This window comes from Spiroplasma endosymbiont of Nomada ruficornis, from assembly GCF_964030795.1.
Taxonomy (GTDB): domain Bacteria; phylum Bacillota_I; class Bacilli_A; order Mycoplasmatales; family VBWQ01; genus Spiroplasma_E; species Spiroplasma_E ixodetis_A.
The window spans coordinates 799,354-817,586 of record NZ_OZ034962.1; the positions used below are offsets into that span (position 1 = coordinate 799,354).

Below are 18,233 nucleotides of genomic sequence, written 5' to 3' on the forward strand. Positions count from 1 at the left end.
AATATGATTAATAAACTTTGAACTGGTGTCAGTTTAGAAAATTATAATAACTGATATCCATTAACTGGAACAATTACAGAAACACCACGACAATATATAAATACATGACCAAATGTTGATGATTGATTTAAAACATTTGCTATTCGTGCTCAAAATGATATTAATGCTTATCTTGATTTTATTTTATCTAAATTTCCTTTTGATAGTTTTAAAGATGAATTAATTAAAGAAACTTTAAGAGATATGGTTTATGTTATGGTTGAACATTGAGTATTTAATCGTACACCAATTGAATTTAATGTTGATGCTACTATTCAATTTAATAATGGTAATCAATTTAGTGCAAGTAGTACTCCTACGATTAATATTTGAGATTTAGCACCTAGTAGAATGAAAATATGAGCAAGATTAACAGAATTAAAACAAATATTTTCAAATTATAATAATGATGAAATAGATGTTGAAAAAATTGACTTAAAAGCATTTTATACTAGAAACCAAGTTAATGAATTAATTCAAGAACAAAAAGAATTTACATTATCAAAGCAAATAAAATTATATGATGATACCATTAATGGTAATAAAAATGAAACATATAGGGGACCAGTTACAAATTTAATAAATAAAGGTTATGTTGCAACAGAATATGACTCAAAAACTGAAACTATGATTTTAGATTGACCTAATGAAATTGGAACATTACCACCTGATGTTTTACAAAACAATCCACAAATTGGTGATTATACACATGCACCAACTTGTGATTTTTCTGCTAAACAACAAAAACGAATTACTACAAATGAAAATGAAATTACCAAATTAAATAGTGAATTAATTAAAACAAACGAAAATATTAATGATGTTAAAAATAATTGATTTAATATTGAAACTAGTCCCTTATGAAAAAAAGTTGAAAATAATAATATAGAAATATTTAAATGATATTTTATTAAAATCAGTTATCAATATTCAACAGAAAATAACTTTATGAAATTTTATAAAGTAATTAAAATTTATTTAAATAATGTTTTTAACGAATTTGAATTGTTAAATGTTGATTCCATGACTTATGGAGAACAAATACAAAATAAAAATATTTTAAATATTGGAACTATTTACTATAACAATAAAAAGAAACAATTTAGTGGTGGTGGTAATTCTTATCCTGAACTTGGAAAAATTAATTTAATTGGTGATATAGAAGAAATATATCAATATCAAGGAATAGATACACCAACTGAATTTATAGCAGAAGAAAATACTGAACATGATTATTATACAAAACTAGAAACAAATCAATTATTAGATAAAAAACAAGATAAGTTAATTGCTGGTGAAAATATTAAAATTGATGAAAATAATAAAATTAGTGCTACTTGCGGGAAAACTGATTTAACTGATTATTATAAAAAAGAAGAAGTAGATAAAAAATTAGACAATAAAATGGATAAAGACCAATTCAAATATGCTTTTTCTATAAATACTATTGGTACTGAAATTCCTAATTTAGAAACTACTGATAAAACTGTTGCTGGTGCTATTAATGAAATTATCAAAAAACAACCACAACCAATTCCAATTCCTCCAAGTAGTTCAATTTGAAAAGAAGTAGGAATAAGAGAAAAAAATAAATGAGATAATTGACAAATTACTTATGATTTTATAGTTAATAAAAGATATAAAGTTTATTATTCTTGAAATATATATAATAATGTTTTTGCAATTAAAGAATTTATTATAACTAATACAAAAATAGCAGGTGTACCAATAGAAGTTTTTAACAATAATACTAATGTCTTAGTTTTATCAGTACAACACTCAAAATTTATTACTATTTATTCTTTAAAAGGTAGCGATAAAGGTAATACATGAAAAGTAGAAGAATTACAGGAATAAAATTATGATTTGAAAAATTATAAAAATTATTTTAAGTTTAATTGGAGTTTTATTATCTTCTGCTGTTGCTGGTTTAATTATATTTATTATAGTAAAAATTGTCTTAAAAATTAATCAAATATTTTAGAAAGGAGAAAAAAATGAAACCTTTTTGACCAAGAAAAGATAAAACAAATATTAATAATAATGAAGAAAAATCTAAATTAATTTTTTTAGAAAATAAAAGTACACACACTTCTATTTTAAGTTATTTTGGTTTTAATGATTTTAATCATGAGACTTATTTTACTGATTTTGTTGCTGAAAATAATGCTAATTTATATAATGCTCCATTGGATATTAATAATGAAACTATTAAACAATATTTAATTAAACAAGAATTTTATAGAAAGAATTGAAATTCTATTTTTAAATTAAGCAAATTAGGAATTAGTGGTTATTTAATTTATATTGCTAATGATGATTTTTATTTTCAAGTAGTAGATATACAGCAAAGAATTTATGATATTACTGGTAAATTAATTCAATGTACTATTTTTTATGATAGTTATCAACAAAATGCACAAACAGTAAGATTATTTGAAGTTTATAAATTAAATAATGAACAAGTAACTATTAATCGTGCAATTTATAGTATTAGTGATAATAAAAAACAATTTCCTTTACCTTTTAAAGAATATAGTAATAATCCTAATTTAGAACAAGAACAAACATTAAATATTAATTATATTCCAATAGCAATTATGAGAAATAAAGCAAATGAGTTAGCAGATTGTAATAAAGTAATGGATAAAATTAAAGCATTAGATGTTATTTATGAACAAATTGTTTTAGATACTATTTTAAATTCACCAAAGTTTATTTTTGACCAAACTTATGGTAATGCTAAATCTACAATGGATGAAGCCGTAAGAACATTAGTTACTAACAACTATATTTGAAAAACTACTGGTGATAATAATGAAAAAAGTGAAAATATTAATATGACAAGTAGTAATTTTAAAGGTAAAAATTTAACTGATATATATGATTGAAATATTAATGAAATATTTAAACGTTGTGGTATTCATATACCAAGTCAAAAGAAATCAGCACAACAATCGGTTCCCGAAAGTACAGCGGTAAATATTTCAACTATTAATTATATTGAACAAAAATTATGACAATTTAATATTGATATTCTTAAATTTATTCAAATATTAGTACGTTTAGATAAAGATTTATTAAATAGTAAAACATTTAATATTAATGATGAACAAGAAATTAATAACTTAACAGTTAAATTAAAATTATTTAATCCAGAAAATAACCAATTAATAGGAGAAAACAATGGAAAACAACAACAAACCACAAACGAAGTTTCCACAGAAACAAACTAAACTTAATCAAGCAGAAATAGAAAATGATTATTTAATTGATAATATTCCTTATGATTTTACTAATATGATGAGTGCTACTAGTGACCCTGATATTAATAGAGCATACGATGAATTTAAAAAAAGAAAAATTTATATTTATGAAATTGAACGTTTATTTAAAAATAATGAAAATAATAGTTTAAGATTTTCAGCAAATACTATTAAAATAGGTTTTATTGATATTGATAAAGTATTAAAAACTACTGCTGTTGAAACATCTGATTTTACTATGCAATTAAATCAAAGAGCAAGTACTAATATTAATGACAATACAATTGAATATAGTATGACTGATATTAAAAATTTAATATTTCAAGAAATAAATTTATTAAATCAATTTAAGTTATATGCAGTTAGTATAAATGAACCATTAACTGAAAATAATATTGATAATTTATATATTATTAATAATTATTCAGAACCTTATCAAAATCCAAAAACTAGAAGTACTAAAAGTATTACTATTATTAAAATTAAAGACTTTAAAACAAGAGATGGTTATCCAATTATTATTAAATTACAAAAACCACTAGATAAAGACACCAAAGTTATTGGTTTAAAAATTAAAGCACCTAGAAGCATGATTTTTGGCAATATAAAGGTACTTGGTGAAGTCGACAATATGGAGGTATACCCAAAGTTATTTGTCAAAGATAAGATAGCATTTCCGCTATTATCAATGCCTATTGAAACTCAACCAAAAGTTAGAATATTACAACAATGATTTAGTGAACAAATATTACCTTGAAATTTAGCAAAACAATTTATAGGACAAGAAAAATCAGTTTTAGATTTAATTGCTATTGGTGGTGGTAGAGAAACAAGAAAAGAAATTATTAATAATGCAAGAGTAACTAATGATAAAATTGGTTATGATGTTTCTAAAAATTCAAAAGTATGACCATTATCTGATGAACTAGAATTAAAAGATAAAAAATTAGAGTCATGATTTTTAGTAAGTGACTATAATTTATTTATTTCTACAACAAATAAATTTCATGATGTTGAACTAGAAATAAAAGATAGACCACCAATTGATAGTTTACAAAAAGTATTATTAGATATGTTAACTTATACATATACTTATAATAGAAACTTTGATGGTGCATCATTAAGTAATGTTTTAAAAGAAATGAATGATTTAGATAAAATTCGTGCTAAGTTTGAAGGACAAAAACCAAATGAAGTTATTACTAATTTATTTAAACAATGAGAATTAGATTATCCTAACTATACAAATTTACCAAAAGTTAAAATATTAAAACAAATAGTTATAATGCTATCAAAAAATATTTATTCAACCATGTCTATTAATAACGGTTTAAATGATGACTATAAATTATTATTACCTTATTATTTTGAATTAAAATCAAATCCTATACATTCTACACCTGATAAGATTTGAGAATTTAAAGATATAAAAGTAGTATTAAAATCTGCATATTTTGATTTTACAGATATCAATAACATTAAACTAAAAAACAATGACATTAGTCAAAATGAATTATTGAAATTAGATGATAATCAATTTAACTGACTATCCATAACTAATGAATTAGAAAGCAATAATATACCATCATTAATTCCGGCAGATTGAACATTAGGTAATGGTGAATATGGAAAATATTTTACAAGATTAATTATTAATAAAAATAAAACCGAAAATGCTTTAAATTTATATGGTTCAAATAAATCACAATTATTTTCTAAATTAGAATTTTATAAAGAAGTTTTACAAATTGACAATAATAGTGAATTTGAATTACAAATTGAAAATCCAATTAATAACTTAAATCGAATTGAAGTTAGCGGACTATTTGGTGCTGGTAATTATGATTTAATTTTAGTAACAAATAAACAAGAAATAAATTTAAATAATATTAATTTATTTGATAAATATAATGAAAATATTTCTTATATAAATTTAGAAATTTAATTATCAAAATATCCATCTGGATAAATACCATCTCATTTTACTGCATCATCAGTTAATTTATTTGATGCTCAGTAAAGAGTAATTTTATGTTTATTACTTACTGGTCTTGCTCAAATAGTTGCCCCCCAGTGTGCTTCATGGTCGTAATCATAAAAATATGTTAATTGATTATTTTTATTATATGAAACTATTCCTAAGATTAAACCGGTAACACCAGTTATTACAGCAAATGATAATGATATTTTTTGAAAATTTGTTTTTATTCATATTTTCATAATAAATATCTCCTTTTTTCCTTGATTTTACTTTTAAATTGTACTATTTTTGATTATTTTTACAAGTATGCTTTTAAAAGCAAAATAACGCCTAAATTAAAGGTGTTTATTTTTTGATACCTATAATATTAATTGTATTGCGCTTATTTATTATATTGCAAATGTGAAGATACTTTTTTTTACAGTAGCATTATTTTTACCCCTAATTACATTTTTATATGGATATAATGCATAAAATAATGCATCATAAGGGTCTTGATACATATTTTTGTCAGGAATGTTAGTTTTGGTTTGGTCATAACGTAATTCTTCTAAACATTGAGTTGTTTTTGGTAAATCATCTTTATTTGCATAAAAGTTTCCATAACTCATAATATTTCTCATTCAAACTACTCTATTAGTTAATCCGGCTTCTTGATTTAAATTTGAAGCATGTTTAATAGCGGTTTGTGTTATTAAAATAGTATTGTGTTCATCAATTAATTTTTGATTTAATCAATCCATTGCTGTTCTTGCTTTATCATCATAAAAATAAATTGCTTGTTCAAAATTTTCAAAATTATCCATTAATCCTAAAATTTCATTAACATAAGCATTAATTTTTTCATTTTCATTTATAAAATCATTTGGAGTAACTACTAATTCACAAATAATATAAGCATCATAATAACCAGTATTATTATATTCTTTAAAACCAACTACCATAAATACAGTATGGTCTTTTGGTCCCGTAGCTCAATCAATACCAACACTATAAAAATCAAATTTATACATTTCTTTTTCTTGATTATAAAATTGTTTTAAATCATATGATTGTCAATATTTTACTGTTTTTTGAAATGGGAAAATTGTTGCATCGCTATCTAAAAATTCAAAACCATAATAAACAGTATTATATTCATCTGGATTACTTTTTTCCATTTCTAATAATGTTCTTTGTTGAATGTCAGGTAATTTATTTCAAAATGGTTGAATAGTAAATCTTAAAACAAATAAACCTAAACCACTAAACATATCTTTATTTTCATAATAAACTTTACCAACTTTTTTAAGATTTTTCATGACTTCATCATTTAATGGTAAAAATGGTGTACAGTATTTTAAATAAAATGGATGATATTTATCATAAGGATTACATGTAAAAGTAATGAAAAAACTTTTATAAAAATAACGAGTAATCTTTTGTCCAAAGGTAGAACTATATATATTTTTATCAATAAATGTTCAACTTCACTCTTTAATAGGTTTATTTGATACTTTAATACGATTACTTCTAAACATAGAGTTTTGTAAACGTTCATATCGATATGTTAATTGTTTTTCAGTTAATGTTTCTTTTTCTTCTGCCATAATAATTTCATCTGTTCTTGAACCTAAAAAACTTGACCCACCTGCTTCTTTTCCAAAAATCTTATTACCATTAGCATAACCAATAAAGTCAATTTGTTGATTACTTGGAAAGATAATACATCCCCCATCCTTAGTAATTTTTCATTTAATGCCATGTGGATTATTAGGTAATAAATTAATATTATATGTATCTAATCAAACTTGACAAACATTCATTAAAGCACCAATTGTAGTTTCACTATGAGTATTTTCATATCTTCTTACTTCTTGAACACTACTATCTCTAAAATTACAACATATAAATAAATCAAATGCTAAACAGTTTCAAGTTTTTCTTGTTCCACGTGCTGTTGGAACAAAACGATAAAAACAATTAGTAGTAAAATATTCTGCTCATTCATCACCAACAAATTCTTTAAAAATATCTCAACTAAAACCATAATTATTATCACTAAAATTAAGATTATATTTTTTATTTAATTGTCCATAACTACTAATAAAAGCCATATTTACTCCTTATTTTTAAAAAAAAATTAAACTTAAATTATTAACAAACAAAAATTAGAAAGGAACATTAAAAATGTTTATATTACCATTCGCAAATCATTTTGATTGAGACAAACATGATTTTAATCAAGATGAATTAAGTTTAAAACAAACAGAAGAATTATTTGCAAAAATAGATGATTATTTATGAAGTATATGTGATAAATCTGAATATAAATCATATAGATTTAGACAACGAAAATTAAAAGCAAAAAAAGGTTTATTAACTTATAAGCGACGTATTTGTACACATTATAACACAAAAACACAAAAAATGGAGTACGTATCATTATTAGATAATTATCTTGGTGTTAAAAAATATAGTAAACTTGCACCTAACGTTATTAAACAAATTTTAAAATATTTTGCTGATGGTAAAAAGTATCGTGATGTTTGTGATACTTTTATTGAAGATTTAATAAGTAATAGTACAGTTTGTAGAACATATCAAAAATTTGAATTACCAAAAGCAAATATTCCCAAAATACCATTACAACCAAATCAAAATTTATATGTAAATATTGATGATGGTCATCGAAAATTTAAGTTTAATGAAAAACACAATACTAAAAATTGTAAAAAATGTTCGATGAGATTAATAGTAATGTGTACTGGTAAAAAGAAAAATGGAAAATTAATTAATAAAAGAGCTGTATGTAAAATAAGAGTTTCAAAAACAGAAATTGGTGCTGAAAAAACCGCAAAATTAATAGAAAAATATGGTAATTTATTTTTTGAAAACTTTGACCAAGCAAATTTAATAGTTTGTGGAGATAGTGCAAAATGAATTAGAAAAACTGCTACAATTTTAAATGCTAAATTTATTTTAGATAAATTTCATGCTTTTCATGTTTTATTTCTTGGTATAATGGCAGGAAGAAGAAAAAATCAAATTGCTAAATTACACTATCAAAATGCAATAAATTTATTTGCCAAAGGTCAATATTATGAATTAATTGATTTTTTACAATCATTAACTTTACAATATAAAAAATTAAAAGTTGGTTATTTTATTAATGCAAAAGATGGTGTATTAAACCAAGCATTAGTTGAAAATATTGGTTGCTTTACTGAAACTAATATTAAACAAATTTTAAAGCATATGATTGGTGATAGAACTTATAACATTGATATGTATACAAAAATGGTTAATTTTAAATGTTATCAAATAAATACAATTATCCAGTTATTATAAATTAAAACTTAAATTTGCTGAATTATACTTGTAAGTGCAAGTAAATAAAATTGCAAAAAATTCTCATATAAAAATTTCATAATGCTAAATTTAGTTTAGAAAAAAGTAAGGAGTTTTTATATGAGTTATAAACATCTTGGCATAGATGAAAGGATTTATATTGAGAATCAATTGAAATTTAAATTTAAAATTAGTGAAATAGCTAAAAATCTTAATCGAAGTATTAGTACTATTATTCGAGAAATTAATAGAAATAAAGATAATAATCATGATTTTTCATTAATTGCACAAAATAAAGCTGAAAATCGAAAACAATCACATATTAGTTTTCATAAGTTTAAAAATAAGAATTTAGTAAAATATGTACAACAAAAATTACTATTAGGTTGATCATCTGAACAAATTTATGGCAGAATTAAAAATTTTCATAAAGAGTGAGTTATTAGTTTTAAAACAATTTATACTTGAATTTATTTTGGAATGCTTGATAAAGTTACTAGTAAAAATTTAAGAAGAAAAGGTAAAAAACGAAAATCTAAAGAAAATCGTGGCAAGTTTAATGGTAAATCAATTAAAGAACGAGATATAAATGTTAATGATCGTATAACACTTGGTCATTGAGAAGGAGATACTATAGTATCATCACGAGGTAAAAGCAAATCATGTTTAATAACTTTAGTTGAAAGAGTATCACGATTTACTTTAGCAATATTAGTTAAAAACAGAACTACTAAAGTTATTAATAAAAATGTCAGTTATTATTTATCAATTCTTCCTAAAAACATTGTTAAAACTATTACTTTTGATCGTGGCAAAGAATTTTCAAATTGACAACAACTTGAAAAAAATTTAGATGTAAAAATTTATTTTGCCAATCCATATTCACCTTGACAAAGAGGTACTAATGAAAATACTAATGGTTTAATTAGAGAAAAATTTCCTAAAAAATTTATTTTTTCAAAAACTAATAAAAATGAAGTTCATAAATTTATATTGTCTTTAAATCAAAGACCGAGAAAAATACTAAATTATCTTTCACCAATCGAATATTTGGATAGAAAAATAATTTAGTTGCACTTACCTTTACAATTTAGCAAATAAATAAAAATAAAATAAAACTTATTAAAGAAAACTTTAATAAGAATTTTTGAGTTATAAAAGTAAGTATTATTGTTGACTAATATTTTTGAAGTGTTAAGATTAACTTACAATTGCATATTGAAGTCTAAATTATTCTCGTCTAAACTTATAATTTAAAGACAAATTTGAATATTATTGACAACATCGGTACGCTCCCAAATAATCAATTAACATATTTTTATGATTACGACCATGAAGCACACTGGGGGGCAACTATTTGAGCAAGACCAGTAAGTAATAAACATAAAATTACTCTTTACTGAGCATCAAATAAATTAACTGATGATGCAGTAAAATGAGATGGTATTTATCCAGATGGATATTTTGATAATTAAATTTCTAAATTTATATAAGAAATATTTTCATTATATTTATCAAATAAATTAATATTATTTAAATTTATTTCTTGTTTATTTGTTACTAAAATTAAATCATAATTACCAGCACCAAATAGTCCGCTAACTTCAATTCGATTTAAGTTATTAATTGGATTTTCAATTTGTAATTCAAATTCACTATTATTGTCAATTTGTAAAACTTCTTTATAAAATTCTAATTTAGAAAATAATTGTGATTTATTTGAACCATATAAATTTAAAGCATTTTCGGTTTTATTTTTATTAATAATTAATCTTGTAAAATATTTTCCATATTCACCATTACCTAATGTTCAATCTGCCGGAATTAATGATGGTATATTATTGCTTTCTAATTCATTAGTTATGGATAGTCAGTTAAATTGATTATCATCTAATTTCAATAATTCATTTTGACTAATGTCATTGTTTTTTAGTTTAATGTTATTGATATCTGTAAAATCAAAATATGCAGATTTTAATACTACTTTTATATCTTTAAATTCTCAAATCTTATCAGGTGTAGAATGTATAGGATTTGATTTTAATTCAAAATAATAAGGTAATAATAATTTATAGTCATCATTTAAACCGTTATTAATAGACATGGTTGAATAAATATTTTTTGATAGCATTATAACTATTTGTTTTAATATTTTAACTTTTGGTAAATTTGTATAGTTAGGATAATCTAATTCTCATTGTTTAAATAAATTAGTAATAACTTCATTTGGTTTTTGTCCTTCAAACTTAGCACGAATTTTATCTAAATCATTCATTTCTTTTAAAACATTACTTAATGATGCACCATCAAAGTTTCTATTATAAGTATATGTATAAGTTAACATATCTAATAATACTTTTTGTAAACTATCAATTGGTGGTCTATCTTTTATTTCTAGTTCAACATCATGAAATTTATTTGTTGTAGAAATAAATAAATTATAGTCACTTACTAAAAATCATGACTCTAATTTTTTATCTTTTAATTCTAGTTCATCAGATAATGGTCATACTTTTGAATTTTTAGAAACATCATAACCAATTTTATCATTAGTTACTCTTGCATTATTAATAATTTCTTTTCTTGTTTCTCTACCACCACCAATAGCAATTAAATCTAAAACTGATTTTTCTTGTCCTATAAATTGTTTTGCTAAATTTCAAGGTAATATTTGTTCACTAAATCATTGTTGTAATATTCTAACTTTTGGTTGAGTTTCAATAGGCATTGATAATAGCGGAAATGCTATCTTATCTTTGACAAATAACTTTGGGTATACCTCCATATTGTCGACTTCACCAAGTACCTTTATATTGCCAAAAATCATGCTTCTAGGTGCTTTAATTTTTAAACCAATAACTTTGGTGTCTTTATCTAGTGGTTTTTGTAATTTAATAATAATTGGATAACCATCTCTTGTTTTAAAGTCTTTAATTTTAATAATAGTAATACTTTTAGTACTTCTAGTTTTTGGATTTTGATAAGGTTCTGAATAATTATTAATAATATATAAATTATCAATATTATTTTCAGTTAATGGTTCATTTATACTAACTGCATATAACTTAAATTGATTTAATAAATTTATTTCTTGAAATATTAAATTTTTAATATCAGTCATACTATATTCAATTGTATTGTCATTAATATTAGTACTTGCTCTTTGATTTAATTGCATAGTAAAATCAGATGTTTCAACAGCAGTAGTTTTTAATACTTTATCAATATCAATAAAACCTATTTTAATAGTATTTGCTGAAAATCTTAAACTATTATTTTCATTATTTTTAAATAAACGTTCAATTTCATAAATATAAATTTTTCTTTTTTTAAATTCATCGTATGCTCTATTAATATCAGGGTCACTAGTAGCACTCATCATATTAGTAAAATCATAAGGAATATTATCAATTAAATAATCATTTTCTATTTCTGCTTGATTAAGTTTAGTTTGTTTCTGTGGAAACTTCGTTTGTGGTTTGTTGTTGTTTTCCATTGTTTTCTCCTATTAATTGGTTATTTTCTGGATTAAATAATTTTAATTTAACTGTTAAGTTATTAATTTCTTGTTCATCATTAATATTAAATGTTTTACTATTTAATAAATCTTTATCTAAACGTACTAATATTTGAATAAATTTAAGAATATCAATATTAAATTGTCATAATTTTTGTTCAATATAATTAATAGTTGAAATATTTACCGCTGTACTTTCGGGAACCGATTGTTGTGCTGATTTCTTTTGACTTGGTATATGAATACCACAACGTTTAAATATTTCATTAATATTTCAATCATATATATCAGTTAAATTTTTACCTTTAAAATTACTACTTGTCATATTAATATTTTCACTTTTTTCATTATTATCACCAGTAGTTTTTCAAATATAGTTGTTAGTAACTAATGTTCTTACGGCTTCATCCATTGTAGATTTAGCATTACCATAAGTTTGGTCAAAAATAAACTTTGGTGAATTTAAAATAGTATCTAAAACAATTTGTTCATAAATAACATCTAATGCTTTAATTTTATCCATTACTTTATTACAATCTGCTAACTCATTTGCTTTATTTCTCATAATTGCTATTGGAATATAATTAATATTTAATGTTTGTTCTTGTTCTAAATTAGGATTATTACTATATTCTTTAAAAGGTAAAGGAAATTGTTTTTTATTATCACTAATACTATAAATTGCACGATTAATAGTTACTTGTTCATTATTTAATTTATAAACTTCAAATAATCTTACTGTTTGTGCATTTTGTTGATAACTATCATAAAAAATAGTACATTGAATTAATTTACCAGTAATATCATAAATTCTTTGCTGTATATCTACTACTTGAAAATATAAATCATCATTAGCAATATAAATTAAATAACCACTAATTCCTAATTTGCTTAATTTAAAAATAGAATTTCAATTCTTTCTATAAAATTCTTGTTTAATTAAATATTGTTTAATAGTTTCATTATTAATATCCAATAGAGCATTATATAAATTAGCATTATTTTCAGCAACAAAATCAGTAAAATAAGTCTCATGATTAAAATCATTAAAACCAAAATAACTTAAAATAGAAGTGTGTGTACTTTTATTTTCTAAAAAAATTAATTTAGATTTTTCTTCATTATTATTAATATTTGTTTTATCTTTTCTTGGTCAAAAAGGTTTCATTTTTTTCTCCTTTCTAAAATATTTGATTAATTTTTAAGACAATTTTTACTATAATAAATATAATTAAACCAGCAACAGCAGAAGATAATAAAACTCCAATTAAACTTAAAATAATTTTTATAATTTTTCAAATCATAATTTTATTCCTGTAATTCTTCTACTTTTCATGTATTACCTTTATCGCTACCTTTTAAAGAATAAATAGTAATAAATTTTGAGTGTTGTACTGATAAAACTAAGACATTAGTATTATTGTTAAAAACTTCTATTGGTACACCTGCTATTTTTGTATTAGTTATAATAAATTCTTTAATTGCAAAAACATTATTATATATATTTCAAGAATAATAAACTTTATATCTTTTATTAACTATAAAATCATAAGTAATTTGTCAATTATCTCATTTATTTTTTTCTCTTATTCCTACTTCTTTTCAAATTGAACTACTTGGAGGAATTGGAATTGGTTGTGGTTGTTTTTTGATAATTTCATTAATAGCACCAGCAACAGTTTTATCAGTAGTTTCTAAATTAGGAATTTCAGTACCAATAGTATTTATAGAAAAAGCATATTTGAATTGGTCTTTATCCATTTTATTGTCTAATTTTTTATCTACTTCTTCTTTTTTATAATAATCAGTTAAATCAGTTTTCCCGCAAGTAGCACTAATTTTATTATTTTCATCAATTTTAATATTTTCACCAGCAATTAACTTATCTTGTTTTTTATCTAATAATTGATTTGTTTCTAGTTTTGTATAATAATCATGTTCAGTATTTTCTTCTGCTATAAATTCAGTTGGTGTATCTATTCCTTGATATTGATATATTTCTTCTATATCACCAATTAAATTAATTTTTCCAAGTTCAGGATAAGAATTACCACCACCACTAAATTGTTTCTTTTTATTGTTATAGTAAATAGTTCCAATATTTAAAATATTTTTATTTTGTATTTGTTCTCCATAAGTCATGGAATCAACATTTAACAATTCAAATTCGTTAAAAACATTATTTAAATAAATTTTAATTACTTTATAAAATTTCATAAAGTTATTTTCTGTTGAATATTGATAACTGATTTTAATAAAATATCATTTAAATATTTCTATATTATTATTTTCAACTTTTTTTCATAAGGGACTAGTTTCAATATTAAATCAATTATTTTTAACATCATTAATATTTTCGTTTGTTTTAATTAATTCACTATTTAATTTGGTAATTTCATTTTCATTTGTAGTAATTCGTTTTTGTTGTTTAGCAGAAAAATCACAAGTTGGTGCATGTGTATAATCACCAATTTGTGGATTGTTTTGTAAAACATCAGGTGGTAATGTTCCAATTTCATTAGGTCAATCTAAAATCATAGTTTCAGTTTTTGAGTCATATTCTGTTGCAACATAACCTTTATTTATTAAATTTGTAACTGGTCCCCTATATGTTTCATTTTTATTACCATTAATGGTATCATCATATAATTTTATTTGCTTTGATAATGTAAATTCTTTTTGTTCTTGAATTAATTCATTAACTTGGTTTCTAGTATAAAATGCTTTTAAGTCAATTTTTTCAACATCTATTTCATCATTATTATAATTTGAAAATATTTGTTTTAATTCTGTTAATCTTGCTCATATTTTCATTCTACTAGGTGCGAAATCTCAAATATTAATCGTAGGAGTACTACTTGCAATAAATTGATTACCATTATTAAATTGAATAGTAGCATCAACATTAAATTCAATTGGTGTACGATTAAATACTCAATGTTCAACCATAACATAAACCATATCTCTTAAAGTTTCTTTAATTAATTCATCTTTAAAACTATCAAAAGGAAATTTAGATAAAATAAAATCAAGATAAGCATTAATATCATTTTGAGCACGAATAGCAAATGTTTTAAATCAATCATCAACATTTGGTCATGTATTTATATATTGTCGTGGTGTTTCTGTAATTGTTCCAGTTAATGGATATCAGTTATTATAATTTTCTAAACTGACACCAGTTCAAAGTTTATTAATCATATTTTATCATTCCTTAAAAAATGCTTTTTTATAACGTTTGGTTTTTGATTTAGTCTTTCTATGTGATATATGTATAATTTCTTTTTGTAATTTTTTATTTCATTTTTTTACAACTTGATTATATGCAAATTTTTCTAAATGTCTTAACAATCCAGTACCAAATACAGTATTAACTGATAATTTTAAACCCACCCTTTTAAATGATTTATTGACATTATCAATAGGATTATTAATAACATTAACTACTTTATGATAAGTTCTAATTGTCCTTAATATTTGCCTATAAATTTTAAAACTATCTTTAATCATTTGTTGTACAACTGGTAGAGCAAAAGCAATACTTTTTAATCATTTATTTTGACTAACTCCATATCCAATATATCAACCGCTATATCATCTATATCAATGAAATGGATGTATTTGAATAACAAAAGTTTCTGCTTTGATAATACTATCAATAACTACAATTGGTTTATATTTAGGATTACGATGATAAATAGTAATTCCACATTTATCTAATGATAAAGGTTGAATTTTACAAGCCATAAATACTGGTGAATTTAATGGAATTAATTGTGCATGTTTAATTGCTTTCTTTTCAGCACTTGTAAATACATCAATTGTTTTTTCTTTTAATTTATTAATTTTTTCAAATGCTTGTTTTTCTAATTTTTCGAATTTCTCTTGTAATTTATAAATATTTATTCTTATTTTTTCAAAATATGAAGTATCTTTTCAAAATTTATTTAAACCTTTTTTAAAATAAAATTTAATATCAAAATATTTAAAAGTTTGATTTGCTTTTAATACTAATTTATGAATTGAACTATTTTTAAAATTAAATTTAATTGCATTAGCACGAATTTTTTGTAAATCTAAAATTAAAGATTTTCCATATCTATTTTCTGCATGTATTGTATGAACTAAATTTAATCAGTCATGTTGGTTCATTTTTAATACTTCTTTTAAATCAGTATTATATTTTTGTAAAAAATTGTTTGCTTTATCAATATCTTTAATTTTAAATTTAGGAGTTAACTGTGGACTTAACTTTATTAATTCATTTTGTAATAATAAATAATTTTTTAATTCTTGTACTTCTAATTTTGCAAAATTATTTTTATATTGTCTTTCAGCAACAAAACCTAAATTTTGTATTATTGTTTCGCGATTTGGAGCATGGTTATAATTAAATAAATAACGTTTATTTCCAATAATTTTATCTGTTAAAATTTCTTTTCCACTTACTTGACTAATGATTTCTTGTAAATTTTTTGCTTTTTTAATGCCAATTTGTTCTAATGTTTTAGTTTTTTCTGCTAAACTAATAAATTTAGTTGTACGATAACCACGACTAATTCTATTAAGTCCAGCAAATGCAGGTAATATATTAAAAAAAGTATTTAATGGTGTAACATTTCCTTTTAAATAATCATAAACTTGATTAATAGTAAAATCAGTTAAAAACTCTACACCAACAGCACTAATACTAGCAAGTAAATCACTTGCACCTAAACCAAGTGCTAAACTTTCACTTAATCCACCAGTAAAAGGAGCAAGTGCTACTGCTATTACTTGTACACCAATCATTTCTAAAATTTCTCATCATCAACTTTTATGTTCTTGTTGTTGACTTGTTCTAGTATGTTTTGGTTTATTTATGTTTAAAAGTATTGCTGTACTAGTTGTACCAATTGGCATAATAATTATCCTTATTTAAGAGTTATTTTTATAGGATTTGTTGAACCTTGATAATTTTTATCAGTGTCATTAGTAGTGATTACTACATATAAATCTCCTGCTTTTTGGTTTTGATTACTTACATCCACTTGACCTTGGGCATCACTAAAATAATTAATAATTGGAGTTGTTAAATTTGGATTTAAATTATTTAGTTCAGTTGTATTTTTAATTGTTGTATCTAATAATTTATTCTTTTTAGTAGTATCAGCAGTAATATTAGTTGTTAATGTTGTAATTTCTTCACTTAAATATTTTTTATTAACAATACCACATAACATTCATCTTGATTCTGTTTCTGAGTTTGACATATAAGGAATAGATTCTCCTGTTACTTGTCCACCAACTAAATATCTTTTTGGAACTTTACCATCTTTAATATCTTCAACATATATACTAGTTTGTTGTAACATATATCTTTTCATTGCTTTTGGTGTTGCTAAAACAAAATTCATAATTTGATTTTTATTTTCAGTATTTTTAAATGTCATATAATCATCCATAACAATTTGACATAATACACCTTTAATATATAAATTTGTTCCATTTAATCTTAATTGTTGTGCTAGTTGATTATCAGTAATTAAACCTTTATTATCTGCTAAATAAACTAAAGTATCATAAAGACTATTTGTTATAAAAAATTTACAATTATTACTATTTCTTAATTGAAATAAAGTATTTCATGCTGATAACATTGATTTTAAATATCCTACTGGTGTTGTATCAGTAATGATTACTTTTTTGGCAGATTTAGCAATTGTATTTGTATCATTATTTGCTAAATAATCTGCTAAATCATTAGCAACTTCATATTGCATACTTTCTAGTAAATTTTGCCCATTATCTGCAAATAAATCAACTTCACCAATCATTTCTCCTGTACTAGCTTCTTTTGTAATTTCTTTAATAATTTTATCAGTATCAACATAACCAACTTCTAATCCTTTACTTTTATCATTTCAATGAAGTATTTTGAATGTTGGGTCTTTTGGTTTTTTAACTATAAATTCAATTTTTGTAGAATTAACCATTTCAATTGGAAAAAAACTTGCTCATGGACTATTTGATTGTTTATAAAATTCTATAAATTCAGGTGTTTCTACTAATTTTGTAGTATTATCTAAATTTTGTTTAAATGGCACTGGATTTGGCATTT

15 protein-coding genes are annotated in these 18,233 nt (G+C 22.6%); 7 read left to right on the top strand and 8 right to left on the bottom strand.

Annotated features, from left to right (window positions below; all coding sequences use genetic code 4):
• The first annotated feature begins 3 nt into the window (after positions 1 to 3).
• The 4 genes from AAHM79_RS04910 to AAHM79_RS04925 are packed head-to-tail and all read left to right on the top strand — an operon-like array spanning position 4 to position 5,250.
• Complete coding sequence (locus AAHM79_RS04910; protein ID WP_342257209.1) at positions 4 to 1,896, top strand: hypothetical protein; 1,893 nt, start codon at positions 4 to 6, stop codon at positions 1,894 to 1,896.
• Positions 1,897 to 1,900: 4 nt separating this feature from the next.
• Entirely contained in the window at positions 1,901 to 2,023 is a 123-nt protein-coding gene (locus AAHM79_RS04915; RefSeq protein ID WP_338957828.1) for a hypothetical protein, read from the top strand.
• Between the two features lie 13 nt (positions 2,024 to 2,036).
• A complete protein-coding gene (locus tag AAHM79_RS04920; protein ID WP_342257210.1) occupies positions 2,037 to 3,275 on the top strand; it encodes a hypothetical protein in 1,239 nt (412 codons plus the stop codon).
• On the top strand, positions 3,226 to 5,250 hold the full coding sequence (locus AAHM79_RS04925) for a hypothetical protein (RefSeq protein ID WP_342257211.1): 2,025 nt from the start codon (positions 3,226 to 3,228) through the stop codon (positions 5,248 to 5,250). The genes AAHM79_RS04920 and AAHM79_RS04925 overlap by 50 nt, the downstream gene beginning before the upstream one ends.
• Here AAHM79_RS04925 and AAHM79_RS04930 read toward each other — a convergent pair.
• Together AAHM79_RS04930 and AAHM79_RS04935 are read right to left on the bottom strand one after the other, a co-directional pair.
• Positions 5,247 to 5,525, bottom strand: a complete 279-nt coding sequence (locus AAHM79_RS04930; RefSeq protein ID WP_342257212.1) for a hypothetical protein — start codon at positions 5,523 to 5,525, stop codon at positions 5,247 to 5,249. The genes AAHM79_RS04925 and AAHM79_RS04930 overlap by 4 nt on opposite strands.
• 150 nt (positions 5,526 to 5,675) lie before the next feature.
• Positions 5,676 to 7,382, bottom strand: coding sequence for a hypothetical protein (locus tag AAHM79_RS04935; RefSeq protein WP_342257213.1), 1,707 nt, complete (start codon positions 7,380 to 7,382; stop codon positions 5,676 to 5,678).
• A gap of 73 nt (positions 7,383 to 7,455) precedes the next feature.
• On the opposite strand from AAHM79_RS04935, the gene AAHM79_RS04940 reads away from it, so the two are divergent.
• From AAHM79_RS04940 to AAHM79_RS04950, 3 genes are all read left to right on the top strand, one after another.
• Complete coding sequence (locus AAHM79_RS04940) at positions 7,456 to 8,616, top strand: Mbov_0401 family ICE element transposase-like protein (protein WP_338957526.1); 1,161 nt, start codon at positions 7,456 to 7,458, stop codon at positions 8,614 to 8,616.
• A gap of 120 nt (positions 8,617 to 8,736) precedes the next feature.
• Positions 8,737 to 9,687, top strand: coding sequence for an IS30 family transposase (locus tag AAHM79_RS04945; protein ID WP_342257214.1), 951 nt, complete (start codon positions 8,737 to 8,739; stop codon positions 9,685 to 9,687).
• Between the two features lie 194 nt (positions 9,688 to 9,881).
• The gene (locus AAHM79_RS04950; RefSeq protein WP_342257215.1) at positions 9,882 to 10,091 is read left to right on the top strand and encodes a hypothetical protein; all 210 of its coding nucleotides are present in this window, start codon (positions 9,882 to 9,884) and stop codon (positions 10,089 to 10,091) included.
• Here the strand turns inward: AAHM79_RS04950 and AAHM79_RS04955 are convergent.
• Genes AAHM79_RS04955 through AAHM79_RS04980 form a run of 6 tightly spaced genes read right to left on the bottom strand, consistent with a single transcriptional unit; the run spans position 10,088 to position 18,231 of the window.
• Positions 10,088 to 12,112: a hypothetical protein gene (locus AAHM79_RS04955; RefSeq protein ID WP_342257211.1), complete on the bottom strand. Its 2,025-nt coding sequence runs from the start codon at positions 12,110 to 12,112 to the stop codon at positions 10,088 to 10,090. The genes AAHM79_RS04950 and AAHM79_RS04955 overlap by 4 nt on opposite strands.
• Positions 12,063 to 13,301: a hypothetical protein gene (locus tag AAHM79_RS04960; protein WP_342257216.1), complete on the bottom strand. Its 1,239-nt coding sequence runs from the start codon at positions 13,299 to 13,301 to the stop codon at positions 12,063 to 12,065. The genes AAHM79_RS04955 and AAHM79_RS04960 overlap by 50 nt, the downstream gene beginning before the upstream one ends.
• A gap of 13 nt (positions 13,302 to 13,314) precedes the next feature.
• Entirely contained in the window at positions 13,315 to 13,437 is a 123-nt protein-coding gene (locus AAHM79_RS04965) for a hypothetical protein (protein ID WP_338957828.1), read from the bottom strand.
• A 4-nt stretch (positions 13,438 to 13,441) separates the two neighbouring features.
• On the bottom strand, positions 13,442 to 15,334 hold the full coding sequence (locus tag AAHM79_RS04970) for a hypothetical protein (protein WP_342257217.1): 1,893 nt from the start codon (positions 15,332 to 15,334) through the stop codon (positions 13,442 to 13,444).
• A 3-nt stretch (positions 15,335 to 15,337) separates the two neighbouring features.
• Complete coding sequence (locus AAHM79_RS04975) at positions 15,338 to 17,035, bottom strand: hypothetical protein (protein WP_342257218.1); 1,698 nt, start codon at positions 17,033 to 17,035, stop codon at positions 15,338 to 15,340.
• A gap of 11 nt (positions 17,036 to 17,046) precedes the next feature.
• Entirely contained in the window at positions 17,047 to 18,231 is a 1,185-nt protein-coding gene (locus AAHM79_RS04980) for a hypothetical protein (RefSeq protein WP_338958609.1), read from the bottom strand.
• Positions 18,232 to 18,233 lie beyond the last annotated feature (2 nt).